Origin of the sequence: Roseovarius sp. M141 (genome assembly GCF_024355225.1) — a bacterium.
Classification (GTDB): Bacteria; Pseudomonadota; Alphaproteobacteria; order Rhodobacterales; family Rhodobacteraceae; genus Roseovarius.
On sequence record NZ_VCNH01000008.1, the window covers coordinates 2,204,622 to 2,230,398 of the forward strand.

Genomic DNA, 25,777 nt, shown 5'->3' on the forward strand with positions numbered 1-25,777 from the left:
CCCCATGAAGGACTACGCGACCATAACGCTGGATATTGCAGATGATATCGCAGTGCTGCGGCTGAACCGCCCGGACAAGATGAACGCGTTGAACACGGTCATGCGTGCCGAAATCACTGATGCCACAGCTTTTGCCAGCCGCAGTGCGCGTGCTCTGGTGCTGACCGGCAACGGCAGGGCATTTTGCGCGGGTCAGGATCTGAGCGATGCAGGAACCGCCGCCGCGCTGGATCTGGAGCGCGTGCTGCGCGACGAATATGTGCCCATGCTGCGCGCCATCGGGGATTGTCCGATCCCCACTATTGCCGCCGTCAATGGCCCCGCAGCCGGGGCCGGCGCCAACCTTGCCCTGTCTGCCGATGTGGTGATCGCGGCGCACAGTGCGTATTTCATGCAGGCCTTCACGCGTATCGGCTTGATGCCGGATGCGGGCGGAACTTACTGGCTGCCTCGCCAGATCGGCGCGGCCAAGGCGATGGGCGCAGCCCTCTTTGCCGAGCCGATCAGCGCTGTCGATGCTGCCAGGTGGGGTATGATCTGGGAGGCCGTGCCTGATATGGATTTCGACGCCCACTGGCGCGCCCGCGCCGCGCATCTGGCAGCCGGCCCGACCGAAAGCTACCGCCACCTGAAGACCGCGATCCGCGGCAGTTGGGACAACAGCCATGACACACAGCTCGATCTGGAAGCACGGTTGCAGGGCGCCTGCGGTCAAACGCGCGACTTCAAAGAGGGGATCGTTGCTTTTCTGGACAAGCGCGCCGCCCAATTCGAGGGACGCTGACCCCGACACCGCGAGGGTCTCTTGCTTCTGGGCGAGGAGACACTGATCGCAAAAAATGTAGAAATCAGCCCTTTCTTCTTGCTAAAAATATCCCCGCCGGAGGCATAATTGTTCTGACTTATACATATGCAAAAGGCGCACCCGATACGGATGCGCCTTTGTCGTTTCAAAGGGCCGCTTTAGCGGTTTTCAATATCGACGTAGTCGCGAAGAGTCGCGCCGACATATAGCTGGCGGGGGCGTCCGATTTTCAGTTGCGGATCGGCAATCATTTCCTTCCACTGCGAAATCCAGCCCACCGTGCGCGACACGGCAAAGATCGCCGTGAACATCGAGGTCGGGAACCCCATCGCCTCGAGAATGATGCCCGAATAGAAATCGACGTTCGGGAACAGCTTCTTCTCGGCAAAGTATGGATCGTCGAGCGCCTGTCTTTCCAGCTCTTTGGCCACTTGGAGCGTCGGGTTGTCCTCAATCCCCATCAGCTCCAGAACCTCGTCGGCTGATTGCTTCATCACCGTCGCGCGGGGATCGAAATTCTTGTAGACGCGGTGGCCAAAGCCCATCAGGCGGAAGGGATCGTTCTTGTCCTTGGCACGTGCGATGAATTCCGGGATGCGGTCGACAGTCCCGATTTCGCGCAGCATCTCCAGGCAGGCCTGATTGGCGCCGCCATGGGCCGGACCCCAAAGGCAGGCGATGCCGGCCGCGATACAGGCAAACGGATTCGCGCCCGAGGACGACGCCAAACGCACTGTCGACGTCGAGGCGTTTTGTTCGTGATCCGCGTGCAGGGTAAAGATACGGTCCATGGCACGGCTCAGGATCGGGTTTACCTCGTAATCCTCGGACGGAACGGCAAAGCACATGCGCAGGAAGTTCGACGCATAGTCAAGCTCGTTGCGTGGGTAGATGAATGGCTGACCGATGGTGTATTTATAGGCCATCGCCGCGATTGTCGGCATCTTGGCGATCATGCGCACCGAAGCCACCTCGCGCTGCCACGGATCGTTCACATCGGTGCTGTCATGATAGAATGCGCTGAGCGCGCCGACGACGCCAACCATGATGGCCATCGGGGGCGCGTCACGGCGAAAACCGCGGAAAAGAAAATGCAGCTGCTCGTGCAGCATCGTGTGTTTCGTCACGCGGCTCTCGAAATCCTCCAGCTGCGCGGCCGAGGGCAATTCGCCGTAAAGCAGCAGGTAGCAAACTTCGAGATAATGGGAATTTCCGGCCAGCTGTTCGATCGGATAGCCACGATGCAGCAATTCGCCCTTTTCGCCGTCAATAAAGGTGATGGTGCTGTCGCAGCTGGCGGTCGATGTGAAACCCGGATCGTAGGTAAAGACGCCTGCCTGACCGTACAGCTTGCGAATGTCGATCACGTCCGGCCCCAATGTGGGCGAATGAACCGGCAGCTCGTATTCTTTGCCGTTAAGATTTAGCGTTGCGGATTTCTGGTCATCGGCCATTCAGCGCTCTCCTTGTTGCAGCCCGCGTGCCACCGAGGCAGCACGGGCTGGATAAATCCAATGGCCTTCAAGAGTGGTTAACCGCTCTGTTGGCCTGCATCAGTCAGACGGCCCAGCGTCTCGGCCTGTCCAAGCACCAGCATCATGTCAAATACACTAGGCGTTGCACTACGTCCTGCCAATGCAGCTCTTAGGGGTCCGGCCATCTTGCCGAACTTGGTGCCACGATCCTCGGCGAATTGGGTCGTCAACTCTTCTAGGCTGTCACGATTCCAAGTAGCATTTTGCAGGTGCGGCGTCAATTCTTTGAGCATACCGCGGGATACCGAGTCGAGTTGCGCGGCCGCTTTATCATCGGGTTCAATGGGGCGGGAGGCAAGGATAAATTGCGCTTTATCAATTAGTTCGGGGAAAGTGCGCGCGCGTTCCTTCAGGCAGTACATGCCGTCCAGAAACAACGCTGATTGCGGCGCGGTCAGGGGGGGCTGATCGGTGATGTCGAGGAAGCTCTGCAATTCATGCAGCAGCGCAGCATCCGGCATCGCCGCCATATGTTGCCCGCAGATATTTTCAAGTTTCTTGAAGTCAAACCGCGCTGCGGCCTTGCCGATACCGCTCAGATCGAACCATGCCTGCGCCTGCGCGTCGGTGAAGAACTCGTCATCCCCATGGCTCCAGCCGAGGCGCGCAAGGTAGTTGCGCATGCCGGCAGCAGGATAGCCCATCTGGCGATATTCCTGCGTTCCCAGCGCGCCGTGACGCTTGCTCAGTTTCTTGCCATCAGGGCCGTGGATCAGCGGGATATGGGCGTAGACGGGCAGGGGCCAGCCCATCGCGTGATAGATCATCATTTGCCGCGCGGCGTTGTTCAGATGGTCGTCGCCGCGGATGACATGAGTGACACCCATGTCATGATCGTCGACCGCAACCGCCAGCATGTAGACCGGCGTACCGTCCGAGCGCAGCAAGACCATGTCGTCCAGCTGCTCGTTGCGAATGGTGACATCACCTTGCACGGCATCGTTTATGATCGTGGCGCCGTCGCGCGGGGCCTTGATGCGGATGACATGGGGCAGGTCGGGATGTGTTTCAGGTGCCGCGTCGCGCCACGGGCTGCGGTAAATCGTCGAGCGGCCCTCGGCCTTGGCCGCGTCGCGGAAGGTCTGGATCTCGTCCTGCGTGGCGAAACATTTATAGGCGGCGCCCGCCTTTAACATCTGCTGTGCGACTTCGGCATGGCGCCCGGCGCGACCGAACTGGCTGACAACCTCGCCGTCGTGGTCCAGACCCATCCACGCCATGCCGTCCAGAATGGCCTGGGTCGCCTCGGGGGTCGAACGGGCGCGGTCCGTATCCTCGATCCGCAGCAGGAATTTACCCCCGCGCGCCCGCGCGAACAGCCAGTTGAACAGCGCCGTGCGCGCCCCGCCGATATGCAGATAGCCGGTGGGCGAGGGGGCGAAACGGGTCACGACCTGTTGGGACATGGGGGCTATTAACCTTTCGGTAACGATGTGGGGGCTAGGATGGCGTCTGTCTAGCGGCCCACCGAAGGGGAAACAAGTGGCGGCGGTCTGGGGCCATCTTACGCACGCGCTGCTTTTGCAACGGGGTCATTTTTTTGGCTGGGCGCCGGTGTGCCTTGGCACGGGGATCGCGATCTATTTCGCCTTGCGGATTGAACCCTCGCTTTGGGTCTATGCCGGGCTCGGTGCGCTGATCATCGCATGCCTTGGCTTTGCGCGCGTGCTTGGCCATGCAGCGGGACCATTGGCAATCGGCGCGGCGCTGATCTTGACCGGGGTCATTCTGGCGGGCGCGCGGGCGCATGTCGTTGGCGGGCCGGTGTTGGGCTGGCGGTATTACGGCCCGGTCGAAGGGCGCGTGGTCGGCATCGATCGGTCGGCGTCGGACGCGGTGCGCGTCACCCTGGACCGCGTAAGCCTGCGCGACGTCGCACCGATGCGCACGCCCAAACGCGTGCGCGTGTCGCTTCATTCCGGCATCACTGGTGCCGTTCCGGTTCCTGGACTCAACTTGGGGGCGACCGCCCATTTGTCGCCGCCCTCCGGCCCGGTCGAACCGGGCGGATTTGATTTCCAGCGTCACGCCTGGTTTCAGGGTCTCGGCGCGGTCGGATATACGCGCGTTCCGCTGGTTGCGCTGGCGCCTCCGGACAATGTCCAGCCGATGTTTGCAATCCGCATGGCGCTGTCGACCCATGTGCAGGCTGTATTGCCGGGCGAGGCCGGGGCATTTGCCGCCGCCATCATGACCGGCGACCGCTCTGGTATGGGGCAGGAGACGTTGACGGCGCTGCGCGTATCAAATCTGGCGCATCTGCTGGCCATTTCCGGCCTGCACATGGGCCTTTTGACAGCGTTTGTCTTTGCCGCTTTCCGGTATGGGCTGGCCCTGGTACCGTGGCTGGCACTGCGCGCCCCGGTCAAGCCGTTGGCGGCGGCGCTGGCGCTGGTCGTCGCGGCCTTTTACCTGGGCCTGTCGGGGGGCAGCATCGCAACCGAGCGGGCTTTTATCATGGTGGCGGTCATGCTGGTGGCGGTCATGCTCGGCCGCCGCGCGCTCAGCCTGCGGGCGGTGGCGCTGGCGGCATTGGTCGTGCTCTGCCTGCGCCCCGAGGCGGTGCTGGGACCGGGGTTTCAGATGTCCTTTGCCGCGACGACCGCACTGATTGCGGTCTTTGGCTGGATCCAGAAGGTGCGACTGCCGCTTGGTCCCCGGTGGCTGCGGCCCGTTTCGGCGGTGGTCATTTCCTCGCTGGTGGCGGGGCTGGCAACGGCGCCTTTCGCGGCGGCGCATTTTAATCAGATCGCCCATTACGGTCTGATCGCCAACCTGCTCAGCGTGCCATTGATGGGGGCGTTGGTCATGCCTGCCGCCGTTTTTGCCGTGTGTCTGTTGCCCTTCGGGTTGGAGGGGATCGGCCTTTGGATCATGGGGCTGGGTTTGGATTGGATTCTTGGTGTCGCTCGCTGGACCGCCGCGCTGGACGGCGCACGCGGCACGGTTGTCAGTCCGGGTATCTGGGTGGTGCCGCTGCTCAGCCTCGGCGCGTTGACGGTAATCCTGTGGCAAGGCCGGGCGCGATTATTGGGAGTGGTGCCAATGATTGCTGCCCTTTTCCTCTGGATGCAGGCCGAGCGGCCAATTGTTCTGATCGCCGATACGGGCGGCCTTGTCGGCGTCATGACAGAGCAGGGGCGCGCCCTGAGTGCCCGGCGCGGTTCGGGATTCATTGCGCTCAATTGGTTGGAAAACGACGGGGACGCTGCCGAACAGGAGGCAGCCGCGGATCGCTGGGTGCCCAAGCTGGCCGGACCCGGTGGCATCAACATCACTGCCGTGCGCGGTAAACGCGCCGCCGCCGCCTTGACCGGTTGCGCTGCTGGCGAATGGGTCGTGCTGAATACTGCGCCGCCCGAAGAATGGGCGAGGGCTTCGGGCTGCACGCTGTTGACGCCGACAACCTTGCGCAAAACTGGTGCCATTGCGCTTTACGAGCGGCGCGGTGAAGGCCACTCCTTAGGTCCTCGCATCGTCACCGCGCGCGAGGTCAGCGGCGCGCGGCTGTGGAGCACCCGCTGAACATGGTCGCCTAGTACGTGCGGATCAGACCCACCAACCGGCCCTGCACCTTGACTTTGTCGTCAGGCAGGATGCGGGTTTCATAAGCGGGGTTCGCCGCCTCCAGCGCGATTGCGCCGCCACGCCGGAAAAAGCGTTTCAGCGTCGCTTCCTGATCTTCGACCAGTGCCACGACGATGTCACCATTATCTGCTGTCGACGTCTCGCGGATGACCACGATATCGCCGTCGTTGATACCCGCATCAATCATCGAATCGCCTTTGACCTCCAGCGCGTAATGCTCCCCCGGGCCGCTGACCATGCCGCCCGGCACTGCAACGTTATGTGACGCGTGCTGGATTGCCTCGATCGGGACACCGGCCGCGATACGGCCCATGAGCGGTAGTTCCATGGCATCGACGGTCGAAACAGGCTGCGCGTTCGCGGGCGTTGCTGCGTCGGGTCGATCACCATCGATAACACGTGCGGCAAATCCATGCGACGCGCCGCCGCCAAGCGATTCGGGCAGCTTGATGATCTCAAGCGCGCGCGCGCGGTGGGCTAGGCGGCGGATGAACCCACGCTCCTCAAGCGCAGTGATCAGGCGGTGAATGCCGGATTTCGACCGCAGGTCCAGCGCATCCTTCATCTCATCGAAACTGGGCGGGACACCATCGCGCTGTACGCGCTTGTTGATATAGTCGAGCAAATCGAGTTGCTTCTTGGTGAGCATGCCGTCCGTCCCTCAAGCTTGTAACTGTTCTATTTTGTTCTACGCATGTTCTTGTTTTGTGTCAACAGGCGCGGCGCGCAGTGTCAGATGCGCATGCAGGTCACGTCGTCACCAGCCTGTTTGGGGCTGTCATGCGAGGGGCGGATCAGCAATACGTTGGCGCGCGCCAGAACACCCAGCAGCGCGCTGTCTTGCGATGTCGCGGGAGTGGCGATCCCATCGGTAAATGTGGCGCGCATATAGTGTGTGCGCGGGCCATTGCCGGGCAGCTCCTCCCCCAGACGCGCGGTGAAAATCGGTGCTGGTGCGGCGCCCAGTCCAAGCATCGCGCGCACCATTGGAAGAATGAAGACATGCCCACAAACCATTGCCGAAACGGGATTTCCTGGAAGACCAACCATTACTGCATTTCCCATCTGGCCTGCCATCAATGGCTTGCCCGGGCGCATCGCGATCTTGTAGAAGGCACGCTTCATCCCCATGCTTTCGGCGACCTGACCGACAATGTCGTGGTCGCCCACCGACGCGCCCCCGATCGTGATGATCAGGTCTGACCCAACGGCCAGGTCGAACGCCATTTCAAGCGATGCAGCGCTATCGCGCGCAATCGGCAGAAGGCGGGCATGCGCGCCGTGCGCCTCGACCAACGCGGCAAGGCCGAAACTGTTAGAGGCAATGATCTGATCGGGGCCGGGTATTTCGCCGGGCATCACCAGCTCGTCCCCGGTCGCGATGATAGCGATCTCAGGGCGGCGGGTGACAGGTAGTTCTGCAACGTTCATCGCCGCGAGCAAAGCAATGTCATGCGGGCCCAAAAGGCGCGGCGCCTCCATCCTTGTGCCAGCAGTGAAATCCGCAGCGGCGGGCCTCACATGCGGCCCGGTGTCCACGGAACCCCCAAGTGTGATCACAGATCCGGAAACGGTTACATCCTCTTGAATGATAGCGCGATCTGCGCCCTCTGGGATAGGGGCGCCGGTGAAAATGCGCACAGCCTGACCCGGTCCGGCGCTGCCGTCAAAACGGTGTCCGGCTGCGGCCTCTCCAATAACGGTGAAACTGGCGTTGGGGGCAACGTCGGCGCTGCGCACAGCGTAGCCGTCCATGGCAGAGGCTGCAAAAGGCGGCTGATCGCGCGTCGCGGCGACGGGTTGCGCCAGAACACGGCCCGAGCCGACGCGTAGCGGGACTATCTCAGGCGCGAGCGGTGTGATCAGATCAAATAGATGGGCCAGAGCCTCGTCGACAGAGATCATATATGATTTGCCCTATGAAAAAATTTGATATCCACTGCGTAGAGTGCATGAATATACATTCATTCCGACGCGTAACGACCTGACTTTCCCCCATCTTTCAAAACCACGCGGAGCCCGCCGATTTGCATCGCGCGGTCCACGGCCTTGGCCATGTCATAGACGGTCAAGGCGGCTACGCTCGCTGCTGTCAGCGCTTCCATCTCGACGCCGGTCTGGCCAGTCGTCTTGACGGTCGCCTCAATCTGGATGCCGGGCAGGTCGGGGTCCAGGGTCAGGTCGACCGATGCCTTAGTGATGGGCAGAGGATGGCATAGCGGTATAAGGTCTGAGGTGCGTTTGGCCCCCATGATACCGGCAAGCCGCGCTACCGACAGAACATCACCCTTCTTGGCGCGGCCTTGCGCAATGATATCAAAGGTTTCCGATGCCATCTTGATGTAGCATGCGGCCGTTGCGATCCGCGCAGTCACATCCTTGGCGGAGACGTCGACCATATGGGCCTCGCCATTGCTGTCAAAATGAGTCAGGCCGGGCATTTCAGCGGCCCCTCGCTATCAGCGGGCTGCTGAGGATTGTGCGCGTCGCGCTGGCCACGTCATCGGCGCGCATCAACGTCTCGCCAATCAGGAAGCAGCGCGCACCATAACGGGCGATATCAGCCAGATCTTCGCGTGTCTCCAGTCCGCTTTCGCAGATGATGATGCGATCCTCGGGTACGTAGCGGGCAAGGGTGCGCGACGTGTCCAAAGTCGTCTCGAACGTGTTGAGATCACGGTTGTTTATACCGATCAGGGGCGATTTCAGCGCCTCGGCGCGGCGCAGTTCATCCTCGTTGTGGATCTCGATGATCGCATCCATACCCCAATGCGCAGCGGCATTTTCCAGCGCGGCAGCCTCGCCATCGGTGAGGCATGCCATGATGATCAGGATGCAATCGGCGCCAAGGGCGCGGGCCTCGGACACCTGATAGGTGTCGAACATGAAATCCTTGCGCAGCACCGGCAGATCGCAGGCGGCGCGGGCCTGAGTCAGATATTCATTCGCCCCTTGAAAGCTGGGTGTGTCGGTCAGGACGGACAGGCATGTTGCGCCGCCTTCGGCATAGGCGGCGGCCAGTGCGGCGGGATCGAAATCGGCGCGAATGAGGCCCTTGGACGGGCTGGCCTTCTTGATTTCAGCGATCAGGCCGTAACCACTGATCGATGCCTGCAGAAGCGCGTCCTTGAATTTGCGTACCGGCGGCGCGGCGCGGGCCTTGTCATTCATCGCGTCTGGCGAGGTTTCGTCCTTGGCGGCGGCGACCTCTTGCAGTTTGTAAGCTTTGATCTTGTCGAGAATCGTGGGGGTGCTCATGATGCCTCCGATGTAATTTTTGCCAGCAGATCCAGCCGCTTGCGCGCGGCGCCGCTATCGATACTTTCAGTGGCCAGCCCTGCGCCCTCGCGCAGGTCCGCCGCCCGGCCGGCTACAACCAGCGCGGCGGCCGAATTCAGCAACACTGCGTCGCGATAGGCGCCGTGTGCACCGTCTAAAAGGGCACGAAACGCGGCGCCGTTTTCCTGCGGAGTGCCGCCCAGAATATCCTCGAACGGATGCAAGGGCAGGCCGGCATCCTCGGGGTTGATTTCAAATTCGACGATGCTGCCATCTTCCTCTAGCGCAGCGACCCAGGAATGACCGGAGATTGCCAGTTCATCTGTGCCGTCGCTGCCGTGGACCAACCACGCGCGCGTCGATCCCAGGCGCAGCAGCGTCTCGGCCATGGGGCGAATCAGATCGCGGCGATAGGCGCCGGTCAGCTGCCTCTTGACGCCTGCGGGGTTGGTCAGCGGCCCCAGAATGTTGAAGATCGTGCGCGTGCCCAGCTCGGCCCGCGTTGGGCCGACATGGGCCATGGCCGGGTGGTGCATTGGCGCCATCATGAAGGCGATACCGGCACCTTCCAAAGCCTTTTCAACGACTTCCGGTCCGACCATCACCTTGACGCCCGACTGCGTCAGGGCATCCGCCGCGCCCGATTTCGAGCTGAGGTTGCGATTGCCATGCTTGGCGACGCAGACGCCGGTGCCCGCTACGACAAAGGCCGTCGCAGTTGAAATGTTCAGCGTGCCCTTGCCGTCGCCGCCGGTGCCGACGATGTCGATCGCCCCTTCGGGTGCGCGTACCTTGTGGCATTTGGCGCGCATCACTGCGGCGGCGGCGGCGTATTCATCCACCGTCTCGCCACGGGTGCGCAGCGCCATCAGGAATCCGCCCATCTGGCTGGGCGTTGCCTTGCCCTCGAACAGGATCGCAAACGCGGCCTCGGCCTCGGTTCGGGTCAGGGGGCGGTCTGCGGCGGTGTCGATCAGGGGCTTTAGCGCGTCGCTCATGCGGGGATCTTCATCATATCAAGGAAATTTTCCAACAGCGCATGGCCATGCTGCGAGGCGATGGATTCGGGGTGAAACTGCACGCCCTCGATGGGCAATTCGCGGTGGCGCAGGCCCATGATCGTGCCGTCTGCCAGATGCGCCGTCACCTCCAGGCAGTCCGGCAGGCTGTCACGCTCGACCACCAGCGAATGGTAGCGCGTCGCCTCGAACGGTGAGGGCAGTCCGGCAAAGACGCCCTTACCTTCGTGATGCATCCGGCCCATCTTGCCATGCACGATTTCACTGTGGCGTATGACGCGTCCGCCAAAGGCCTGCCCGATGGCCTGATGGCCCAGGCAAACGCCCAGCAGGGGGATGCCCGCATCCGCCGCCGCCAATATCAGATCTAAACATATACCGGCCTGATCAGGGTCGCACGGACCGGGGGACAGCAAGATGCCCGCCGGTTTCAGTGCCAGTGCGGCGGCGACATCCAGCGCGTCGTTGCGGTGCACCACCACATTGGCGCCTAATTCGCCAACATAGTGCACCAGATTATAGGTGAAACTGTCATAATTATCGATAAGCAACAGCATCTTGGCCTGTCCGTGTTGGTAAGAGCCCATGATCGTACCCCATCCCGTGATTGGGGGTGGAGGCCGGGGGGCCGGTCACGATATACTTGTTCAGGCTTGGCCCCGAGGGTCAAGGGGCCGAAGGCGGGAAACGCCGCGCGCGAGGGACATGCAAGGGGGAATCGGGCGACATGGCAGGTGGATTTTTGTCGGGATTGGTGGCTGGAACGGTTGTGTCCGGGCTGGCGCTGGGGGCGATGTCGGTCGCGATCGGCCCGGAGGTCTCCGGGCGCGGCCCGGATGCGGGCGCGCTGGATGTGCCGGCAGGCTCGGGCTTTAACCAAGCGCGCGACGATACGGCCGCGCGCTTGCCACGGACCGATGGTGCGCCAGCATTGACGGGCGGCGCGCCTCAGTTTGGCGTTGCGTCGCCCGATGATCTGAGCCAGGTCGCCGCAGCAGACACGGCGCCCACCATGCGCCCGGAAATCAGCGCGCCGCAGACGGATTTGACGGCGCCGGAGGTCATGGACGAGGGCAGCGGCATGCCGATGGCGGCACAGGATGCTGCGGGGGCGGGCGGCGATGATGCATATGATGCAAGTGATGCCGCCAGTACGGCGCCTGCTGCGGGCGGTGCAGATGCTTCGATTTCTGCCGATCCCGCGCAGCCCAGCCTGCCCGAGGTGGAAGGCAGCGCGAGCTTTAACGCCGCTGTGCCCGCGCCGCAGCTGGCCCCGGTCCCACAGCAGGCAGAAACGGCGGATGACGCAGTGCCAGACATGCCGTCGGACGCTAAGATACCCGACAATAGCAATACGTCTTCGGGAACTGTCGGCGGGATCGAAACGCAGCGCCTGCCAATCCCTGGCGCGTCGCCCAAGCCCGAGCCTGCCGCCGATGATGGCGCGTCGCCGACGGATCGGCCCGCGATCAGGGCCTATGCTTCCGGCTTTGACAACCCCGAGGGCAGGCCACTGATGTCGGTTGTGCTGATCGACGACGGCACCAGCGCCATCGGTTTGGACGCGCTGGCATCGTTTCCCTATCCGCTGAGCTTTGCGGTTGATGCCGCTTGGCCGGGTGCGACGGATGCGATGCGCCGATACCGCGATGCGGGGTTCGAGGTGCTGGCGATTGCCGATCTGCCCGCCAACGCAACGGTGCGTGACACCGAAACCAATATTCAGATGGTGGAGAGCGCCGTACCCGAAGCGGTCGCGATCCTTGAGGGCACCGGCGAAGGTTTGCAAATCAGCGGGGAAGCAAGTGAGCGGTTGGCGTCGATCCTGATGGAGTCCGGGCGGGGTTTGGTCATCTATTCCAAGGGACTTGAAACCGCGCCCAAGCTGATCGCGCGCGAGGGCATGCCGGTGGCGACCGTATTTCGCGACGTCGACTCCGGTGGCCAGAGCGCGACGGTGGTCCGCCGTTTTCTGGATCAGGCGGCATCCAAGTCCCGCCGGGACGAGGGCGGTGTGATCTTGGTGGGGCGCCTGCAGGCGGACACGATCCGTGCGCTGCTGCTTTGGGGGGTGCAGGACCGCGCCAGCCTTGTGGCGCTGGCGCCGGTGTCGGCGGTGCTGACGGAGAATAACTAAGCGTCGCGCCAGCAACCCGGCGCGATTCCATCCAGCGACCGGTCGCCGATGCGCCAGCGCACCAGACGCAAGGTGGGGTGACCGACATGGGCAGTCATGCGCCGTACCTGCCGGTTGCGCCCCTCGGTAATGATCAGCTCGATCCAGGCGTCCGGCACGGATTTGCGATAGCGAATGGGCGGCACGCGCGGCCATAGGTCCGGCGGCGCGATCCGGCAGGCCTGCGCCGGAAGGGTCGGACCGTCCTTCAGCGTGATGCCGGTTCGCAACGCCGACAGGGCGGCGTCATCGGGCAGCCCCTCGACCTGTACCAGATATGTTTTGGGCTTTTTATATCTGGGGTCGGCAATGCGCGCCTGAAGTTTGCCATCATCGGTGAGCAGCAGCAGCCCCTCGCTGTCCCGATCCAGACGTCCGGCGGGATAGATTCCCGGAACGTCGATATAAGACGACAAGGTGGGCCGACCGCTGCCATCGTCGCTGAACTGGGACAGCACGCCATGCGGTTTGTTGAACAGGATCAGGCGCGCCATCTGGGGCCACGCCAAATTTTCGCGAAAATTTGCGCCACGAATTTCAGTGAAAATTCGGCGTGCATCAACTGTTGCCGTCGCCACCAAAGCGGGCAGCATCCGCTGCGGCGCGGCGGATCGCGTTGGATTTATGGACGGTTTCCATATATTCCGCCTCTGGGTCGCTATCATAAACGACACCGCCGCCTGCCTGAATGTAAAGGTTTTCATCCTTGACCACGGCGGTGCGCAGGGCGATGCAGATGTCCATATCACCGCCGGCGCTGAAATACCCGACACCACCGCCATAGACGCCGCGCTTTTCCGGCTCAAGCTCGTCGATGATTTCCATCGCGCGGACTTTTGGGGCCCCTGACACCGTGCGGCAGCCCGGCCAGAAGCGCGCTGAGCGCGTCCTGATCGTCGGACAATTCGCCCACCACGTTGCTGACGATATGCATGACGTGGCTATAGCGTTCGATGATGAATTCCTCGGTCGGGCGCACTGTGCCCACCTTGCAGACGCGGCCCGTGTCGTTGCGGCCCAGATCCAGCAGCATCAGATGCTCGGCCAGTTCCTTGGCGTCCGACATCAGATCGGCCTCGTTCGCGCGATCCTCTTCGGGCGTGGCGCCGCGAGGGCGGGTGCCGGCGATGGGGCGGATCGTCACCTCGTTGCCAAAGACGCGCACCAGAATTTCCGGGCTGGCGCCGATAACCTGAAAGCCGCCGAAATTAAAGTAGAACATGAAAGGCGACGGGTTCGTGCGCCGGAGGCTGCGATAGAGCGCAAAGGGCGGCTGGCGGAAGGGCTGCGTCCAACGCTGGCTGGGCACCACCTGAAATATGTCGCCGGCGCGGATATACTCCTTGGCCTGATCGACGGCGGCCTTGTAGCCATCACGCGTGAAATTAGACGTGACGTCACCCTCATCGGCCGCCGCGCCCAGACCACGGCTGGCTTGGGGCAGGGCGCGTTCCAGATCGCGGACCGCATCCATCACGCGCTCGGCGGCCTGCGCATAGGCTGCGCGCGCGGACTGTCCTGACCCGGCCCATGCCGGGGCGACGACGATCACCTCGCCCTTGACCCCGTCCAGAACGGCTATCACCGAAGGACGCAGCATCAGCGCATCCGGCAGGCCCAGCGGGTCGGGGTTCACGTTCGGCAGATGCTCGACCAGCCGGATCATGTCATAACCGAGATAGCCGAAAAGGCCCGCGCTCGCGGCGGGCAGATCCTCCGGCAGATCAATCCGGCTTTCTGCGATGAGCTGGCGCAGGTTGTCCAGCGGGTTGCCGTCCTGGGCCTCCCACGCGTCGGAATCAAAGCGCGCCTGCCGGTTGATGCGGCTGGTCTTGCCGTGGCACTGCCAGATCAGATCGGGTTTCATCCCGATGATCGAATAGCGTCCGCGCACTTCGCCGCCGGTCACCGATTCCAGCATGAAGGCGTCGGTGGCCGCACCCGTCAGTTTCAGCATCAAGGACACGGGTGTGTCCAGATCGGCAGCAAGGCGGGTATAGACGATCTGGCTGGCTCCGGCCTCGTGGCCGGGAGCGAAATCATCGAAGGTCGGTGTCAGATCCACGGTGCGCGTCCCCTATTGGAAGTTGGCATGCACGGCGTTGATTGCCTGCTGATCCAGCGTAATGCCGGCGCGGCTGCGAATGTCGCCCGCCAGCGCCTGATAGAGATCCTGCGCGATGTCGTTCGCCGCCGAATCGCGCAGGGTCTGGCGCATCTGAACCAGATCGCCATCCGTCGCGTCGGGCGTCGCATCCGGCGATTCGATGGCGTCAAGGCGCACGATGAACAGGTCCGTTGTGCCCGGGATCGTCATGACGTCACCCTCTTGCATATCGAATAGGGCGGGGATGAAGCCGGGCGGCGTGCCCTGCTGAAAGCCTTGGCGGGTCAGGCCCGCTGCGGTCTGCGGCGTCAGGCCCTGATCTTCAAAACTGGCGCCGTTCTCGATTGCCTCGACCATAGGGGCGGCCTGTTCGCTCAGCGCGTCCAGCAGGGCATCGCGCGCCCATGCGGCGGCGACCTGATCCTGCACTTCGGATATCGGCTGCACCGTCGGATCGATCACCTCGTCAAGGCGCAGCGCAAAGATGCCACCGTCGCCAAGGGCGGCGACCGCCGGGAAATCGCCATCCGCCACCGCCTCGGCGGCACTGCGGAATTCAGTGTAACCGGCGATGCCCTCGCCTAGGCCCGGATGCCAGTCGATCACGCCGACCTGCATGTTGGTTTCGTCCTTGAGGTTTTCCAGCGTAGCGCCGCCAGCCAGAAGGTCGTCGATGGTATCGGTGGCCGCATCGACCACGCGGGCGGCGCGGTCGCCTGCCAGTTCGTCCCTCAGCTGTGGTTCGGCCTCTTCAAAGCTGGTGCTTTGCGCCTGTAGCACGGCGTTGACGCGAAACAACGCGGGGCCCAGATTGCTGTCCAACGGGCCAACCACGTCGCCCGCACCGGCGTCAAACACGGCCTCGCCCGCGCCGTTCAGATCGTCGCGTTCCACATCGCCCAGATCCACATCCTGAAGGCTGAGACCGCGCGCCGCGACCAGATCATCAAAGCTGGCCTCGCCGCTGTCGATCTGCGCCATGGCGGTGGCGGCGGCGTCTGCATCGGGGAAGACCAGACGCTCGACCAGACGGCGTTCGGGCTGTTCAAACTCCGCGATGCGGCTGTCATAGGCCTCGCGCAGGGCGTCCTGGGGCACCTCGACATCGTCGATGATCATCTCGGGCGTCATCCACGCATAAGTGATCCGCTTGATCTGCGGCGTGGTGAAGGCGGGCAGGTTCGACTGGTAATAGGCCTCAAGGTCGGCATCGCTGGGCACCGGCATGCCGGTGGTCAGATCGGCGCGGGCGAGGGGGGCGTAGGTCACGCTGCGCTCTTCTGCGATGTAGTTCAGCAGGGTGTCGATGTAGGCGTCGGGCGTGCTGACGCCCGAGATTATGGCGCCCTGGACCAGCGTGCTGGCCGTCTCGGTACGTATGTCCTCTTCGAATTCCGCCTCGCTAAAGCCGGCACGGTCTAGTGCGTAGCGATATCCGTCGCGGTCGAAATTTCCGTCAAGGCCCTGAAAACCTGGGATTTCCGTGATCTGTTGCAGGAGCGTGGCGTCGCCCACGGAAATGCCCAGACGTGCAGTTTCATCCTCCAGCGCGGCCTGCGCTATGAGGCGCGACAGCACGTTCTGCGGCAGGCCCTCTGCCTCGGCCTGGGCAAAGCTGACCGGTGCGCCGGTTTCGGCGGTGGCGGCATTGACCTCGGCGCGCAGGGCGCGGGCGTATTCATTGACGTCGATTGCCGTCTCGCCGACACTGCCGACCTGGGTGATGCCGCCGCTGAAATTAGTGACGCTGAACCCGGCGAGCCCGAGGACCAGAAGGCCCATCAGGATCCACATTGCGGATTTGGAAATACGGCTAGATCGCATGGTCGGGGCGCCCTCGGATTGGGGAAAATGGCTTTGGCGACTGTCTATGCGCTCGCCGCTTTGGGGGCAAGGGGCCAGCCCGGCCCGCCCAGTGCTGCAAGTCTATCAAACAGCGTTCCGATTCCGGCGCGATCGACATTGGCAAACGCGACGCGGAAGTGGCGCGCGCCAGAGGTATCCCCCTTGGGCGTGAACATCGTGCCGGGCAGCAGTAAAACGCCCGCATCCTGCACCAGTTTGGGCGCCAGAACGTCCGAGCCGGGCGCGAAGGGATGCGCGATATATGCAAAATAGGCACCGACGCCTTTTAAGTCCCAGCCCCGATCGGCAAGGCGGGGCATACCCTGTTGGATCGCGGCGCGGCGGTCCAGAATTTCGGCCCGCTCGCCCGCCAGCCACTGACCGAGGTTCCGCATCCCCCAAAGTGCGCCGATCTGGCCCAGCTGGTTCGGGCAGATCGCCACGCAATCGAGGAACTTTTCGGCCGCTTCCAGCCGTGCGGGGGATGTCACAATCGCGCCAACACGGTGGCCGGTCAGGCGGTATGCCTTGGAAAAGGAATAGAGCTGGATCAGCGTATCGTCCCAGTCCGGGTCGGTGAACAGATCATGCGGCGCGCCCGTGCGCGCGTCGAAATCGCGGTAGGTTTCATCGATGATCAGGGCGATGCCATGTTTGCGGGCCAGATCAAAGAAGGCGCGCACCAGATTGCTGGGGTATTCGACACCGCCCGGGTTGTTCGGGGTGACCAGCACGATGGCGCGGGTGCGGGGCGTGATCAGCGTCGCGGCGCGCTCGGGGTCGGGCAGCAGGCCTGCTTCGGCGGGCAGGGGGACGCTGCGCACCCCGGTCATGTCCAGCCACATCTTGTGGTTGAAATACCACGGGGTCGGCAGGATCACCTCGTCGCCCTCATCGCACAGCGTAGCCAGCGCCGCACAGAACGCCTGATTGCAGCCCGAGGTTATGGCGACGTTCTGCGCGCCGATCTGGCCGCCATAGGCCGCGCTCCACTGCGCCGCGACTTCGGCGCGCAGATCGTCGCGGCCAAGGACGGCGCCATAAAGATGCGCGTCCGTCTGGTGCATCGCGGCCTCGGCAATGGCGGCGCGCAGCCCTTCAGGGGGCGCGTCGACGGGGGCGGCCTGGCTGAGGTTCAGCAAAGGGCGATCCGCGGTGAACTGGACGCCGTCCAGCCAGCGGCGGGCCTCCATCACGGGCGGGGCAAAGCTGTGGGATGTGCGGCTCATATTATATGTCTCCGGGCGGTCTATTTGCCGCGATAGGGCTGAACGTATTGCAGTGCCAGATCCCAGGGGAAGAAGATCCAGGTATCCTGACTGACCTCGGTGACGAAGCTTTGCACGCGGTCGCGGCCCATCGGCTTGGCATAGACTGTGGCGATATGCGCCTTTGGCATATGGGCGCGCACGACGTCCAGGGTGCGCCCCGTGTCCACCAGATCGTCAATCACCAGCACGCCGGTGCCGTCACCGATCACATTCATGTCGGGCGATTTCAGGATGCGTGCGTCGCCCTGGGATTGGTGGTCGTAGCTTTTGACGCTGATCGTATCGACTGTGCGAATGTCCAGCTCGCGCGCGACGATCATCGCGGGGGCCATGCCGCCGCGGGTTATGGCGACGACCGCACGCCATGCGCCGTCATCGGGGCCGTGCCCGTCCAGCCGCCACGCCAGCGCGCGCGCGTCGCGGTGCAGCTGGTCCCAGCTGACGTGAAAGCCCTTTTCGTGCGGCAGTGGCTCTTGCATGGGGGGTCCTTCAGGTCAAATGGCGATACGGGCGGCCATCGCGCCCAAGGGCAGGGCGGCGCCCCGGTCGAATTTAGATTCGAGGCGAACATAGCCCCTGCGCATCGGCGTGGTGGTCAGGGTCATCGCAATGAACGCAGGTCCGGGGCTGGTGAGTGCGCTAAGGATTGCAGCGCTGAACAACAGGAGCGTCGCGGTATCCATCGCCTAGGTGGCGTCGATATCGGGCGCGTCGACCGCCTTCATCCCGACGACGTGATAGCCCGCGTCGACATGCAGGTTCTCGCCCGTGGTGCCGCTGCCCAGATCGCTGAGCAGGAACAGCGCGGCCTTGCCGACATCGTCGATGGTCACATTGCGCCGCAGGGGCGAATTCAGTTCGTTCCACTTCAGGATATAGCGGAAATCGCCGATGCCGCTGGCGGCCAGCGTCTTGATCGGGCCGGCGGAAATGGCATTGACGCGGATGCCGTCCTTGCCCAGATCCTCGGCGAGGTATTTGACAGACGCCTCAAGCGCAGCCTTGGCGATGCCCATCACGTTGTAGTGCGGCATCACCTGTTCGGCCCCGTAATAGGTGAGCGTCAGCATCGAGCCACCGTCCCGCATGAGCTTCTCGGCCCGCTTGGCCACGGCGGTGAAGCTGTAGCAGCTGACATCCAGCGTATTCAGGAAGTTCTCGCGGCTGGTATCGATATAGCGGCCGCGCAGTTCGTTCTTGTCTGAAAAGCCGATGGCGTGAACCAGAAAGTCGATCTTGCCCCAGACCTTTTCGATCTCGGCAAAGGCGGCGTCGATCGAGGCGGGATCGGACACGTTGCAATCTATCATGACGTCCGAGCCAAGCGATCTGGCCAGCGGCTCGACCCGTTTTTTGAACGCATCGCCCATATAGGTGAATGCCAGTTCGGCGCCCGCATCGGCGCAGGCCTGCGCGATGCCCCATGCGATGGATTTGTCATTGGCGAGGCCCATGATCAGCCCGCGCTTGCCCGCCATTAAAGTGTTAGACATGTCCATTTCCCAACGCAATTCTGATGTATCAACGATCTTTTATGCGATTGACTTGGGTGCATCAAGGGTTGGCTTCAGCGGCGCGATGGGACGTTGCACATGGGCGCGTGTCGGGCCACATTGCCCGTAATGGGGCAGTGCAGCAAAGATAGGTAGGACGACATGATCGACAGGACCGGAATATTCGCCGGGGACGACCCGTTCACCATCGCGCGCGACTGGCTGGCCGAGGCTGAAATCAGCGAGCCGAACGATCCCAATGCCATCGCGCTGGCAACGGTCGATGCGGATGGCCTGCCGAACATGCGCATGGTCCTGCTGAAGGAAATCGCGGACGATGGTTTTGTGTTTTACACTAATTATGACAGCGCCAAAGGCCAGGAACTGGCCGCGACCGGCAAGGCCGGGTTCGTCATGCATTGGAAAAGCCTGCGCCGCCAGATCCGTGTGCGCGGCACAATCACACGCCAGGAGGGGCCGGAAGCGGACGCATACTACGCGTCCCGCTCGCTCAAAAGCAGGTTGGGCGCCTGGGCGTCGAAACAATCGCGGCCATTGTCCAGCCGCGGCGCGCTGATGGCCGAGGTGGCCAAGGTATCGGCCCGCCATGGGCTGAACCCGTCGCGCCCGCCATTCTGGGGTGGCTTCAAGATCACCCCGGTCGAGATCGAATTTTGGGCCGATGGGGATTTTCGCCTGCATGACCGCTTTGTCTGGCGGCGCGGAGAGGCGACAGCACCGTGGGAGATTACACGTCTCAACCCCTAAAAAATGGTTTAATTTTTGTTCTGGTCAAGTTAACTCAGGTTGATCCGTGAAAAAATGTCGCATCGGCGGGCGGCGAAGCGCTTTTGCCGCGTCTTACCGATAGACGGGGCGGGATAGAGTACTATATGTATACTAAGGTTAGTTTTTACCGAGTTTCTGATGCAGGTGGGTCATGACCGACAGGGTGCGAGGGCGCGTCAAATGGTTCGACCCCGGCAAGGGGTTCGGATTCGTTGTGTCCGATGCTGGCGGCGTTGATATATTGCTGCATGCCAATGTTCTGCGCAACTTTGGCCAGAGTTCTGTCGTGGATGACGCTATAATCGAACTGGACGTGCAGAAAACAGGCCGCGGCGTTCAGGCGGTTCTGGTCCATGAAATCAGCCCTCCCGAAGGGGTCGAGATGCCCGGGCTGGCGGATTTCGACGATATAGACCCCGAAGTGCTGCTTGCCGCGCCCCTGATGCCGGCCCGCATCAAGTGGTTCGACAAGGTCAAGGGATTCGGATTTGCCAACACTTTCGGCGACGAAGGTGACGTGTTCGTCCACATCGAAGTGCTGCGCCGTTCTGGCTTGGCCGATCTGCAACCCGGCGAGGCGCTGGCGATCCGTGTGATCGACGGCAAACGGGGGCGGATGGCGACCGAAGTGAACGGATGGGAGACGGCGATAAAATGCGACAGCTGATAGCGACCATTGCCGTCGTGGCCTGGGCGTCCGGCTGGGCTGTGGCCGCTGCATCTGCGGAACCGGCCTGCCGGGACGATCAGGTACAACTGCGGGGCGACTGGGGGCAGGCGCGGTTCACCATTGAGCTGGCTGATGACGAGGCCGAGCGCGCTCAGGGCCTGATGCACCGGGAAAGCATGCCGCAGGGCGCAGGTATGCTGTTCGTCTATCCCGAGGCACGGACCGTGGGATTCTGGATGAAAAACACACTCATTCCGCTGGACATGATTTTTCTTGACGCGACCGGTACGGTCGCGCGGGTTCATTCGAATGCAATGCCGGGTGACCTGACCCCGATTATGGGCGGCGCTGATATCAAGGCCGTGCTGGAGATCAACGGCGGTCTGGCCCAACGTATGGGAATCGTTCCCGGTACGCAGCTGCGCCATCCTTCCTTTGCCGCAGGCCGGGCTGCTTGGGGCTGCTGAACGGGGCGGCGCCGGATTCGGGGAAACTTGCGGGCCGCGGAGCTGCATTTGGGCTTTTCTTCGTCGGCGAACATGCGTATTGGGATCGCCATGGTTCGGGGCGTGGCGCAGTCTGGTAGCGCACCTGTTTTGGGTACAGGGGGTCGTGAGTTCGAATCTCGCCGCCCCGACCATTCTTTCCCATTGATGATTTTTCGGCAGTCACAGCGCTGATGACGCAGCTGCGACGGTTGTGGATGGCGAGAAATCGCTTGCATGTGACGCGAGTGCATCTGCGTCGTTTCTTCCTAAAGTTTATTTTTCCGCGCCTGACATAAATATGTCACCGGAAGGTGTCGGTGGATAACCCGGCGCCACCGACTGGAAGGGGCCGTCTAAACCCGCCGAAAATCAGCGGAATCGAAATCATGCGCCCGACACTGCCGCGCGCGGCCGCCCTGTGGATATGCTGTGGGTGAATCGGCTGGGGCCGGGCGCGCCGGAGTATCCCGAAAACGTCAACTCAAAACAGCCCGATATTGCCCTAAATTTTCGTTGACGTACTATGATGAAATGCGTCAGGTTGTGCAGACCGGTAATGTGGCCACAAGATATAGTGGGTGTACGCCGGGGAAACTAATCTCAGTCAGCACCGGGTATCCGGCGTTTAATGGCGCGCATCGCGTAGGGTGCAGGGCGTCCGGCCGGGACAAGTTCGTTTGAGTGATGAGTTGTCTGGCGCGGAACGGCGCGCCCGGCAGATATGCAGACAACAGCGACACCCGTCAGACGGGGCGAGAGGGCAGTGACATGAAAATCGAGAGAAAATTCACCAAGGCAGGCCAGGATGCGTATGCAGAGCTGGAATTCGTGACGACCGCGTCCGAGATCCGCAACCCTGACGGCACGACTGTTTTCAAACTCGACAATGTCGAAGTGCCCGCTGGCTGGAGCCAGGTCGCCAGCGACGTCATCGCGCAGAAGTATTTCCGCAAGGCCGGCGTTCCCGCGCGTCTGAAGAAGGTCAAGGAAAAGGGCGTCCCCGAATTCCTGTGGCGCTCGGTCGCCGACGGCAAGGATGTCGAAACGGGCGGGGAAACGTCCGCGCGGCAGGTCTTTGACCGGCTTGCCGGCGCCTGGGCCTACTGGGGCTGGAAGGGCGGCTATTTCACCGATGAGGCCGACGCACAGGCCTATTTCGACGAGATGCGCGTGATGCTGGCCCGCCAGATGGGCGCGCCCAACAGCCCGCAATGGTTCAACACCGGCCTGCACTGGGCCTATGGCATCGACGGTCCGGGGCAGGGGCACTATTACGTCGACTACAAGTCCGGCAAGCTGACGAAATCGACGTCAGCTTACGAGCATCCGCAGCCGCATGCCTGCTTCATCCAATCCGTCGCCGATGATCTGGTCGGCGATGGCGGCATCATGGATCTGTGGGTGCGCGAGGCGCGCCTGTTCAAGTACGGCTCGGGCACCGGCACGAACTTCTCCAGCCTGCGCGCGGCGAATGAGCCGCTGTCAGGCGGTGGTAAATCGTCGGGCCTGATGGGCTTTCTGAAAATCGGTGACCGTGCGGCCGGCGCGATCAAGTCGGGCGGCACGACGCGCCGCGCGGCGAAAATGGTGATCTGCGACGCCGACCACCCCGACGTTCAGGAATTCATCAACTGGAAAGTGAAGGAAGAGCAGAAGGTCGCCAGCATCGTCGCCGGATCAAAGATGCACGAGCAGAAGCTGAACGAGATCTTTGCCGCGATCCGCGCATGGGATGGCAGCAGTGACGATTCGGTCGACCCCAGGAAAAACGCGCAGTTGAAGGACGCCATCCGCAGCGCCAAGAAATGCTCGATCCCCGAAACCTACGTCAAGCGCGTGCTGGATTATGCCAAGCAGGGCTACGAGAGCATTGAATTCCCGACCTACGACACCGATTGGGATAGCGAGGCATATGCCTCCGTTTCGGGCCAGAACTCCAACAACTCGATCCGCGTGACCGATGCCTTCCTCAAGGCGGTCAAGGACGATGCCAATTGGGCGCTGCTGAACCGCACAGACGGCTCGGTTGCCAAGACGATCAAGGCGCGTGATCTGTGGGAAGATGTCGGCCATGCCGCATGGGCCTGCGCCGATCCGGGCATCCAGTATCACGACACGGTCAACGCGTGGCACACCTGCCCCGAAGATGGCGAGATCCGCGGGTCCAACCCTTGCTCGGAGTACATGTTTCTCGACGACACGGCCTGCAACCTCGCCTCGATGAACCTGCTGAAATTCTACGACAATGGCCGCTTCGATTCTGAGGGCTACATGCACGCTTCGCGCCTGTGGACTGTGACGCTGGAAATCAGCGTGATGATGGCACAGTTCCCGTCCAAGGAAATCGCGCAGCGCAGCTACGATTTCCGTACATTGGGTCTGGGATATGCCAATATCGGCGGTCTGCTGATGAACATGGGCCACGGCTATGACAGCGATGAAGGCCGCGCCTTGTGCGGTGCGCTGAGTGCGATCATGACCGGCGTGGCCTATGCTACCTCTGCCGAAATGGCGGGCGAGCTGGGCCCGTTTGCCGGCTACGAGCGCAATGCCGAGCATATGCTGCGTGTCATCCGCAACCACCGCAACGCAGCCTATGGCGCCTCGGGCGGCTATGAAAATCTGGCGGTGAAACCTGTCCCGCTGGACGTTGCGAACTGCCCTGACAGCCGTCTGGTCGAATTGGCCATGTCCAGCTGGGACGAGGCGCTGGCCTTGGGCGAAAAGCACGGTTATCGCAACGCGCAATCCACCGTCATCGCGCCCACCGGTACGATCGGTCTGGTCATGGATTGCGACACCACGGGGATCGAGCCCGACTTTGCGCTGGTCAAGTTCAAGAAACTCGCCGGTGGCGGCTATTTCAAGATCATCAACCAATCGGTTCCTGCCGCGCTAGAAATGCTGGGCTATGGCAGCGCGCATATTGAGGAAATCATCGGCTACGCCGTGGGCCACGGCACCATCGGCAACGCACCGGGGATCAACCACACCTCGCTGATCGGCCACGGTTTCGGCCCCAATGAGCTGGCCAAGGTGGATGCGGCGCTGGGGTCGGCCTTCGACATCCGGTTCGTGTTCAACCAGTGGACGCTGGGCGCCGAATTTTGCACCAATGTTCTGGGCATCCCGGCGGCCAAGCTGAACGATGCGGCCTTCGATCTGCTGGCGCATCTGGGGTATTCCCGCGCCGATATCGAGGCGGCGAACGACCATGTCTGTGGCACCATGACACTGGAAGGCGCGCCGCATCTGAAGGTCGAGCATTACCACATCTTCGACTGCGCCAACCCCTGCGGCAAGAAGGGCAAACGTTATCTCAGCGTCAACAGCCACATTACCATGATGGCTGCCGCGCAATCCTTCATCTCGGGCGCGATCTCCAAGACGATCAACATGGCCAACGACGCCACGATCGAGGATTGCCAGAAGGCGTACGAGCTGTCCTGGTCCCTCGGGGTCAAGGCCAACGCGCTCTACCGCGACGGCTCCAAGCTCAGCCAGCCGCTGGCATCCGCGCTGGTCGAGGATGACGATGACGCGGCAGACGTGCTGGAATCGGGCAGCAACCACGATAAGGCGGTCGTTCTGGCCGAAAAGATCGTCGAAAAGATCGTCATCAAAGAGGTCAACAAGTTCCAGCGCGACAAGATGCCGGAGCGGCGCAAGGGCTATACCCAGAAGGCGATCATCGGCGGTCACAAGGTGTATTTGCGCACGGGCGAATATGAAGACGGCCAACTGGGCGAGATTTTCATCGACATGCACAAGGAAGGCGCCGGTTTCCGTGCGATGATGAACAACTTTGCCATCGCTGTGTCGGTGGGCCTGCAATACGGCGTGCCGCTGGAGGAGTTTGTCGACGCCTTCACCTTCACCAAGTTCGAGCCGTCGGGCATGGTGCAGGGCAATGACAGCATCAAGAACGCGACCTCGATCCTGGATTACATCTTCCGTGAACTGGCGGTGTCCTATCTGGATCGCACCGATCTGGCGCATGTGAAACCCGAGGGCCACAGCTTTGATGATCTGGGTCGCGGCGAAGAGGAAGGCGTGCGCAACATCAGTGAGATGAGCGAGGCCGCTGCCACCAGATCGCTCGCGGTGCTCAAACAGATCAGCTCGACCGGGTATCTGCGCAAGCGTCTGCCGCAGGAGCTGTACGTGCTCAACGGAGGCCAGATGCCCAGCCAAATGACAGCCCAAGGCGGCGGCGATCCGGTCGCGAGCCTCCAGACTCTGGTGCCCGAGACGACAAGCACAGCAACGCTGGTGGCGTCTCAGACCACGGTTACGTCATCGGGCGCAGTGTCCATGGACGCCCGCACCAAGGCCCGCATGCAGGGCTACGAGGGCGAAGCCTGCAGCGACTGCGGCAACTACACGCTGGTGCGCAACGGCACCTGCATGAAATGCAACACCTGTGGCGCGACGAGTGGGTGTAGCTGAGGGAGTGAGGGTTTTTGTCGGTAGGGGCAAGGTAGCTCCCAAATCGGGCAAAGATCGTCCCGACTGTGAGAAATCGTAATTGTGAGAAGCCGTAATTTCGTTCGAATTTCAAAATTCGGTTGATACAATCTCCATGAAATAGGGGGTTCGCGCGCTAGGCGCGCGAACCATACCAAATTTACCACAAGCTGCAGATCTTGCATTCAGTGGTGACTTCAAAGGGTACCGAGACTTCATTCAAGAGCTCTACAAATTCGCGATCT

The 25,777-nt window shown here is 62.3% G+C and carries 21 protein-coding genes, 1 tRNA gene and 1 pseudogene; 8 read left to right on the top strand and 15 right to left on the bottom strand.

Annotation, left to right across the window (positions count from 1 at the left end; genetic code table 11):
- Positions 1 to 4: 4 nt before the first annotated feature.
- Positions 5 to 784: an enoyl-CoA hydratase-related protein gene (locus tag FGD77_RS14745; RefSeq protein WP_255010915.1), complete on the top strand. Its 780-nt coding sequence runs from the start codon at positions 5 to 7 to the stop codon at positions 782 to 784.
- A gap of 179 nt (positions 785 to 963) precedes the next feature.
- Here the strand turns inward: FGD77_RS14745 and gltA are convergent, their stop codons facing one another.
- Both gltA and gltX read right to left on the bottom strand, forming a co-directional pair.
- Positions 964 to 2,259 (bottom strand): citrate synthase, encoded by a 1,296-nt coding sequence (gene gltA / locus FGD77_RS14750; RefSeq protein WP_255010916.1) that lies wholly within the window; start codon positions 2,257 to 2,259, stop codon positions 964 to 966.
- Positions 2,260 to 2,336: 77 nt separating this feature from the next.
- Positions 2,337 to 3,746: a glutamate--tRNA ligase gene (gltX, locus tag FGD77_RS14755; protein ID WP_255010917.1), complete on the bottom strand. Its 1,410-nt coding sequence runs from the start codon at positions 3,744 to 3,746 to the stop codon at positions 2,337 to 2,339.
- Between the two features lie 76 nt (positions 3,747 to 3,822).
- Between gltX and FGD77_RS14760 the strand changes: the two genes are divergently transcribed.
- Complete coding sequence (locus tag FGD77_RS14760; protein ID WP_255010918.1) at positions 3,823 to 5,865, top strand: ComEC/Rec2 family competence protein; 2,043 nt, start codon at positions 3,823 to 3,825, stop codon at positions 5,863 to 5,865.
- A 10-nt stretch (positions 5,866 to 5,875) separates the two neighbouring features.
- Here FGD77_RS14760 and lexA read toward each other — a convergent pair whose 3' ends face one another.
- From lexA to FGD77_RS14790, 6 genes are all read right to left on the bottom strand, one after another.
- A complete protein-coding gene (lexA, locus tag FGD77_RS14765) occupies positions 5,876 to 6,577 on the bottom strand; it encodes a transcriptional repressor LexA (protein ID WP_255010919.1) in 702 nt (233 codons plus the stop codon).
- 83 nt (positions 6,578 to 6,660) lie between these two features.
- Positions 6,661 to 7,833 (bottom strand): gephyrin-like molybdotransferase Glp, encoded by a 1,173-nt coding sequence (gene glp, locus FGD77_RS14770; protein WP_255010920.1) that lies wholly within the window; start codon positions 7,831 to 7,833, stop codon positions 6,661 to 6,663.
- 59 nt (positions 7,834 to 7,892) lie between these two features.
- On the bottom strand, positions 7,893 to 8,369 hold the full coding sequence (gene moaC / locus FGD77_RS14775) for a cyclic pyranopterin monophosphate synthase MoaC (RefSeq protein WP_255010921.1): 477 nt from the start codon (positions 8,367 to 8,369) through the stop codon (positions 7,893 to 7,895).
- A gap of 1 nt (position 8,370) precedes the next feature.
- On the bottom strand, positions 8,371 to 9,186 hold the full coding sequence (gene trpC / locus FGD77_RS14780) for an indole-3-glycerol phosphate synthase TrpC (RefSeq protein ID WP_255010922.1): 816 nt from the start codon (positions 9,184 to 9,186) through the stop codon (positions 8,371 to 8,373).
- Complete coding sequence (gene trpD / locus FGD77_RS14785; protein ID WP_255010923.1) at positions 9,183 to 10,205, bottom strand: anthranilate phosphoribosyltransferase; 1,023 nt, start codon at positions 10,203 to 10,205, stop codon at positions 9,183 to 9,185. The genes trpC and trpD overlap by 4 nt, the downstream gene beginning before the upstream one ends.
- On the bottom strand, positions 10,202 to 10,783 hold the full coding sequence (locus FGD77_RS14790; protein WP_255014245.1) for an aminodeoxychorismate/anthranilate synthase component II: 582 nt from the start codon (positions 10,781 to 10,783) through the stop codon (positions 10,202 to 10,204). The genes trpD and FGD77_RS14790 overlap by 4 nt, the downstream gene beginning before the upstream one ends.
- Positions 10,784 to 10,953: 170 nt before the next feature.
- On the opposite strand from FGD77_RS14790, the gene FGD77_RS14795 reads away from it, so the two are divergent.
- On the top strand, positions 10,954 to 12,363 hold the full coding sequence (locus tag FGD77_RS14795) for a divergent polysaccharide deacteylase family protein (protein WP_255010924.1): 1,410 nt from the start codon (positions 10,954 to 10,956) through the stop codon (positions 12,361 to 12,363).
- On the opposite strand, the gene FGD77_RS14800 is transcribed toward FGD77_RS14795, so the two are convergent.
- The 7 genes and pseudogenes from FGD77_RS14800 to fabI all read right to left on the bottom strand — a co-directional run bounded on the left by FGD77_RS14800 (position 12,360) and on the right by fabI (position 19,118).
- Positions 12,360 to 12,896 carry a pseudouridine synthase gene (locus FGD77_RS14800; RefSeq protein ID WP_255010925.1) on the bottom strand — a complete coding sequence of 179 codons (537 nt, stop codon included), beginning with the start codon at positions 12,894 to 12,896 and terminating at the stop codon, positions 12,360 to 12,362. The two genes, FGD77_RS14795 and FGD77_RS14800, sit on opposite strands and share 4 nt — an antisense overlap.
- 64 nt (positions 12,897 to 12,960) lie before the next feature.
- A pseudogene (trpE, locus tag FGD77_RS14805) lies at positions 12,961 to 14,467 on the bottom strand (anthranilate synthase component I).
- A 12-nt stretch (positions 14,468 to 14,479) separates the two neighbouring features.
- The gene (locus FGD77_RS14810) at positions 14,480 to 16,333 is read right to left on the bottom strand and encodes a peptidylprolyl isomerase (RefSeq protein WP_255010926.1); all 1,854 of its coding nucleotides are present in this window, start codon (positions 16,331 to 16,333) and stop codon (positions 14,480 to 14,482) included.
- Between the two features lie 44 nt (positions 16,334 to 16,377).
- Complete coding sequence (locus FGD77_RS14815) at positions 16,378 to 17,583, bottom strand: aminotransferase (RefSeq protein ID WP_255010927.1); 1,206 nt, start codon at positions 17,581 to 17,583, stop codon at positions 16,378 to 16,380.
- Between the two features lie 20 nt (positions 17,584 to 17,603).
- Complete coding sequence (gpt, locus tag FGD77_RS14820; RefSeq protein ID WP_255010928.1) at positions 17,604 to 18,104, bottom strand: xanthine phosphoribosyltransferase; 501 nt, start codon at positions 18,102 to 18,104, stop codon at positions 17,604 to 17,606.
- Positions 18,105 to 18,119: 15 nt separating this feature from the next.
- Positions 18,120 to 18,308 carry a hypothetical protein gene (locus tag FGD77_RS14825; protein ID WP_255010929.1) on the bottom strand — a complete coding sequence of 63 codons (189 nt, stop codon included), beginning with the start codon at positions 18,306 to 18,308 and terminating at the stop codon, positions 18,120 to 18,122.
- A gap of 3 nt (positions 18,309 to 18,311) precedes the next feature.
- Positions 18,312 to 19,118, bottom strand: a complete 807-nt coding sequence (gene fabI / locus FGD77_RS14830) for an enoyl-ACP reductase FabI (protein WP_255010930.1) — start codon at positions 19,116 to 19,118, stop codon at positions 18,312 to 18,314.
- 162 nt (positions 19,119 to 19,280) lie between these two features.
- On the opposite strand from fabI, the gene pdxH reads away from it, so the two are divergent.
- The 5 genes from pdxH to FGD77_RS14855 all read left to right on the top strand — a co-directional run bounded on the left by pdxH (position 19,281) and on the right by FGD77_RS14855 (position 25,514).
- On the top strand, positions 19,281 to 19,886 hold the full coding sequence (pdxH, locus tag FGD77_RS14835) for a pyridoxamine 5'-phosphate oxidase (protein ID WP_255010931.1): 606 nt from the start codon (positions 19,281 to 19,283) through the stop codon (positions 19,884 to 19,886).
- Positions 19,887 to 20,058: 172 nt separating this feature from the next.
- Positions 20,059 to 20,574: a cold-shock protein gene (locus FGD77_RS14840; RefSeq protein ID WP_255010932.1), complete on the top strand. Its 516-nt coding sequence runs from the start codon at positions 20,059 to 20,061 to the stop codon at positions 20,572 to 20,574.
- A complete protein-coding gene (locus FGD77_RS14845; protein ID WP_255010933.1) occupies positions 20,562 to 21,044 on the top strand; it encodes a DUF192 domain-containing protein in 483 nt (160 codons plus the stop codon). The genes FGD77_RS14840 and FGD77_RS14845 overlap by 13 nt, the downstream gene beginning before the upstream one ends.
- Before the next feature lie 96 nt (positions 21,045 to 21,140).
- Positions 21,141 to 21,217: transfer RNA gene (locus tag FGD77_RS14850), tRNA-Pro, on the top strand.
- A 616-nt stretch (positions 21,218 to 21,833) separates the two neighbouring features.
- Positions 21,834 to 25,514, top strand: a complete 3,681-nt coding sequence (locus tag FGD77_RS14855; protein WP_255010934.1) for a vitamin B12-dependent ribonucleotide reductase — start codon at positions 21,834 to 21,836, stop codon at positions 25,512 to 25,514.
- Positions 25,515 to 25,777 lie beyond the last annotated feature (263 nt).